At 66.9% G+C, this 4,904-nt stretch carries 4 protein-coding genes; all 4 read right to left on the bottom strand.

What is annotated here, in order from left to right; genetic code table 11:
• Window positions 1-890 (bottom strand): ABC transporter ATP-binding protein (locus tag VEY12_07190; GenBank protein ID HYM39912.1); only part of this gene is annotated, 890 nt, incomplete at its 3' end.
• Entirely contained in the window at window positions 883-2,664 is a 1,782-nt protein-coding gene (locus VEY12_07185) for an ABC transporter permease subunit (protein ID HYM39911.1), read from the bottom strand. The genes VEY12_07190 and VEY12_07185, both read right to left, overlap by 8 nt.
• 16 nt (window positions 2,665-2,680) lie before the next feature.
• Window positions 2,681-3,310, bottom strand: coding sequence for a DUF47 family protein (locus VEY12_07180; protein ID HYM39910.1), 630 nt, complete (start codon window positions 3,308-3,310; stop codon window positions 2,681-2,683).
• A 65-nt stretch (window positions 3,311-3,375) separates the two neighbouring features.
• Window positions 3,376-4,728, bottom strand: a complete 1,353-nt coding sequence (locus VEY12_07175; GenBank protein HYM39909.1) for a signal recognition particle protein Srp54 — start codon at window positions 4,726-4,728, stop codon at window positions 3,376-3,378.
• Window positions 4,729-4,904 lie beyond the last annotated feature (176 nt).

Below are 4,904 nucleotides of genomic sequence, written 5' to 3'. Positions count from 1 at the left end.
CCCTCCACGCCCTGCCCCGCGCCCCACTCCTGCGGCAGGACGCCGCAGACCTCGGCGCGGATGCCCGCAAGGACCCGGCCGGAGAGCCCTTCACGCGCGCGGGCGGTCAGGTTCGTGCCGCCCGCCACGAGGCGCACGCTTCCCGCGTCGCCGGGGAAGGACTCGACCTCGAAGAAGTTCATCTCGCCGAGGAAGTTGGCGACGAACGGCGAGAACGGCTTCGAGTAGACGTATTCGGAGGGTCCGACCTCGACGAGCTCACCGTTCCGGAGAACCGCGATCCGGTCCGCCACGACGAGCGCCTCCTCCTGGTCGTGGGTGACGTGGATCGTCGTCGTGCCCACATGGCGGATCAAGGACCGAAGTTCAGATCGCAGCTCGATTCGCAGCCGGGCATCCAGGGCCCTAAGGGGCTCGTCGAGCAGGAGGACCTCGGACCCAGCTGCGAGGGCGCGGGCGAGCGCGCACCGCTGCTGCATCCCGCCGCTCAGTTCGCGCGGGTACGAGTCCGAGCGGTCGATCAAGTGGACCATCGAGAGCATCTCCCGCGCGAGGAGGTCGCGGTCCGATTCGGGCCAGCCCTTCACGGTCGGCGAGAAGGCCGTGTTCTCCCAGACCGTCAGGTGCTGGAAGAGGGAGTAGGTCTGGGGCATGAAGGCAGCTTGCCGCACGTCCGCAGGAAGATGCGTCACATCCCGGCCGTCCATGAGGATTCGGCCGGAATCCGGATCGAGGAGGCCTGCGATCGTCCGCAGGAGGGTGGTCTTGCCAGCCCCGCTGGGACCCAGGACGACGAGGTACTCCCCGTCGCGGATGCGGAGGTCGACGTCGCGCAGGGCCTGTTTCTTCCCGAACGACTTCGAGATGCGCTCGAGGATGACCTCAGCCACGTCCGCGCCTCCGTTCGATGACGAGCCGCAGGGCGAGGATCGCCGCGAAGGAGACCCCGAGCAGGGCGAGCTGGGCGAGCGCGGCCTCGTAGTACTGCGGCGTCTTGGACGTGATGATGTTCACGATCAGGAGGGGGATCGTCTCGAGGCCCGTACCCGCCACGGCCTGGGTCGCGCCCGTCTCTCCGAGGGAGCGCGTGAAGGCCATGATCGCCCCCGCGAGAATCGCCGGCCGGATCGCGGGGAGCAGGACGCGCCGGAACACTTGGATCGGCTTCGCGCCGAGCGTCCGGGCCGTCTCCTCCGTGGCGGGGTCGAGCTGTTCGAGCGCGCCGACGACGTTCCGCACGACGAAGGGGAAAGTGAACGCGACGTGCGCGAGGGTCACCAGGATCAGGAGCGAGGGCACGATCGTCTTCTGCGCGCTCCAAAACAGGCTCAGGGAGATCCCCAGGGCCGCGCTCGGCACGATGTAGGGGACGTTCACGAGGGCGTCGAGCATGCGGCCGAGCCAGCGCATCCTCCCACGCGTGATGAGGATGGCGAGCGGGACTCCCATCGCAAGGTCGATCCCCGTGGCCACACCCCCGATCAGGAAGGAGATGCCCACCGCGCTCCAGAACCGTCCCCAATCCAGCGCGATCGTGGGCGTCGCGACGAGCAGGAAGAGCAAGAAGAAGAAGGACGGGACGAGAATGAAGAAAACGAGGGCCGCCAAGGCACCGAAGTCTCGGAGCCGCGGGAAGGGGCGCGAGCTCAGGCGCCGCTCCGCGATGGGCCACACTCGGTGCAGGGGGAACCGGAGCCGCACCGCGAGATACTTGACCCCGACAAGCAGGACGAGGGCCAAGACGATCATGAGGGCGCTGACGAGCGCGAGCCCTCCGTTCAGCTCCGTCGTGACCAAGGCCGGGGTGCCCGCATGGGTCGCGAAGCTCTTCCAGATCCCGATCAGCGCCGTTCCGTTGCCGGTGAACGGAGCATAGAGGTTCGTGGGAACGCTCGCGTCCGCGTTCACCGCGCCGATGAGTGTGAGCGCCGTCAGGGCGCCTCCCGTGTCGCTGAGGGCCTTCGCCAGCACGAGCAGGAGCCCGGTGGCCATCCCCGACCGGAACATGGGAAGGGTGATCGTCCTCGCCGCGGTGAGGCGGCTCGCTCCCGCGGCCCGCGCCGCATTCTCGTACTCGATGTCGATCTCTTGCAGGATGGCCGCGAGGGAGCGCACCATGTACGGGAACGTCGTCGTCAGGTGGAGCAGGACCAGGATCAGGAACGCGCTGTTCGTGAGGCCGAGCGAACCGGGAGGATGCTGGGTGATCGTCGGGGAGAGCCCCCAGAACAGGACCACGCTGAAGCCCAGGCCCGCGGTCGTCACGGCGAGGGGCGAGTCGATCAGGGTGTCGAACCAGCTCTTCCCACGGAAGTCATGGCGGACGAGGAGCCAGGCGAGGGGCAGCCCGGCGACGAGATCGAAGAGGGCGACCATGCCCGCGACACCGAACGAGTACGCGATGGCCGGGACGATGCGGCCCGCGAGGACCGGGTCCGCGAAGATGGTCTGGACCCCGCCCCAGTCCACGGCGACATAGCCGAGAACGTAGAGCGTGGGAAGGAGCACGAAGAAGCCGAAGAAGCCGACGATCAGCCCGTGCCAGACCCACACGGCCCCGCGGGTCGAGACGCGGGCGAGGGCTTTGGACCGCCATTGATGGACAGGGGTTCGAGTCGCCGTGGGGCTCCCCGCCACCTCCGGGGGAGCCGCGGCTGTTCCCATCCCGCCCCTCCGAGATTCAACCGCCTTTCACGACGATGTCCTCGAGGATGTTCGCGACGTCCTCGCAGCGGTCCGTGACGATCTCGAGGTACTCGTAGATGTCCTTGAACTTGATGATCCGCACGGGGTCACCCGACTTGAAGACCTCGGCGAGGGACGTCATGAGCAGATCGTCCGCCACGTTCTCGAGGCGGTTGACCTCGATCGTGCAGGACATGACCGCGTCCTCGGCCTTCGGGTCTCGCACGGCCTTCATCCCTGCCCGGATCTGCTCGGCCGCCTTGAGAATGAGGTCCGCGAAATCGATCATCGCCTGCGTCGGTCGGTCAATCTCGTAGACGGCGAGGCGGGTCGCGGCGCCATTGATGTAGTCCAATACGTCGTCGAGCCGGGTCGCGAGGCCGCCCAAGTCTTCCTTCGCGAGGGGCGTGACGAAGGCCCGGTTGAGCGCGCCATAGATGTGGTGGACGATCTCGTCCCCCCGATGCTCGATGTCTTTGATCCGCTTCCGGTGGTCGGCGAGGTGTGAGAAGTCATCGAAGATCGCGCGGAACGCGCGGGCCCCCACAAGCATGTTCTCCGCCTCGGACTCGAGGTCGTCGAAGAACTGTTTCTCCTGCGGGGTCATCCATTCCTTGATGTCCACGGAGCCTCCTCCCGCGGCCCGGTACCCTCCGGGGGCCTATATAGCTTGTCGCGGGGACGACGACGTCATTCCTTGTCGAGCGCGCCCACGTCCACGCCGCTGTCCTCGAGCTGCTTAAGGAGCTGGCGGCGCATCTTCCGGTTCCCCGCGAAGCCTTTGATCGCCTTGCGGGACATCTCGTAGTGCCGGAGGAGCTCCTTCACGTCGCGCGGCGCGACGCCGGCCCCGCGCGCGATGCGCTGCACCCGGGACGACTTGACGAGCTTGGGCTCGCTCATCTCCTGGTCCGTCATGGAGTCCATGATCACCTTGAACCGGGCGAGCTTCTTCTGCGTGCCCTCCATCTCGGAGTCCTTCATCTTCCCCGAGATGCCCGGGATCAGGGAGGCGAGCTTGCCCATGGGGCCCATCCCCTTGAGCATGTCGATCTGCTCGTACATCTCGTGGAGGGTGAACTTCCCCGCCATGATCTTCTTCGTGAGCTCCTCGGCCTTCTGGGCGTCGATCGCCTCCTGGGCCTTCTCCAGGAGTGTCTCGAGATCCCCCATCCCGAGGAGGCGAGAGATGAACCGGGGCGGTTCGAACTTCTCCAGGTCGTCGATCTTCTCCCCGACCCCGATGAAGACGATGGGCGCCTGGACCTCGGCCACGGCGGACAGGGCGCCGCCGCCCTTCGCGGTGCCGTCGAGCTTCGTGACGATGACCCCGGTGATCTGGACCGCGTCGTGGAACGCCTTCGCCTGGGGACCCGCCTGCTGTCCGATCGTCGCGTCGAGGATGAGGAGCCGTTCGTTCGCCTGGACCGCCTTGGCGACGGACTCGATCTCCTTGATCAGGTCGGGCTCGAGGGCGTGGCGGCCCGACGTGTCCACGATGAGCACGTCGAGGGCCTCGAGTGTCTTGAGCCCGTGCTTCGCGATCTTCACGGCATCCTTCTCGCCCGGTTCACCGTAGAAGCCCGAGTTGATCTGTTCGCTGAGTTGCTTGAGCTGATCGTAGGCCGCGGGTCGGTGGACGTCGGCGGCGACCAGGCCGACGGACAGCCCCTTCTTCTGGAAGAACTTCCCGAGCTTCCCCGCAGTCGTCGTCTTGCCCTGACCGTACAGGCCCACGAGGAGGATCCGCTGCTTCTCCAGGGGGACGTCCCGCGTCTGGCCGAGGATCTTCACGAGCTCCTCGTAGATGATCCGGACCACATGCTCCCGCGGGCTCATCCCCGGCGGGGGCGTCTCGTTCAGCGCGCGGTGCTGGAGGTTCTTCGTGATCGTGAGGGCGAGCTGGACGTTCACGTCGGCCAGGATGAGCGCCCGCTGGATGTCCCGGACGATCTCCTTGATCAGGGCCTCGTCGACGTAGCTCGCACCCGCGATCTTCCTCAACGCGGCACGAAGGCCCTCTCCGAGCTTCTCGAGGACCATAGCCAGGGACCAACGAGGCCAGGGGTCTTAAGGTTTGAGCCGCGCCGGAGAGTGAGACGCACCGTGCCTGGTCAGGGTGGCTGCTCTTGTCCGGTATCCGGCTGCGGAACCCCGCCCGACTCGCGAGGAACCTCGGAGACCCGCGTGAGCACGAGATAGATGAGGATGGCGGCGAG

It is taken from the genome of Thermoplasmata archaeon (assembly GCA_035632695.1).
GTDB lineage: Archaea > Thermoplasmatota > Thermoplasmata > RBG-16-68-12 > RBG-16-68-12 > RBG-16-68-12.
Note: the sequence above shows the minus strand (reverse complement) of the source record. Positions and strands in the feature narration are given on the sequence as shown.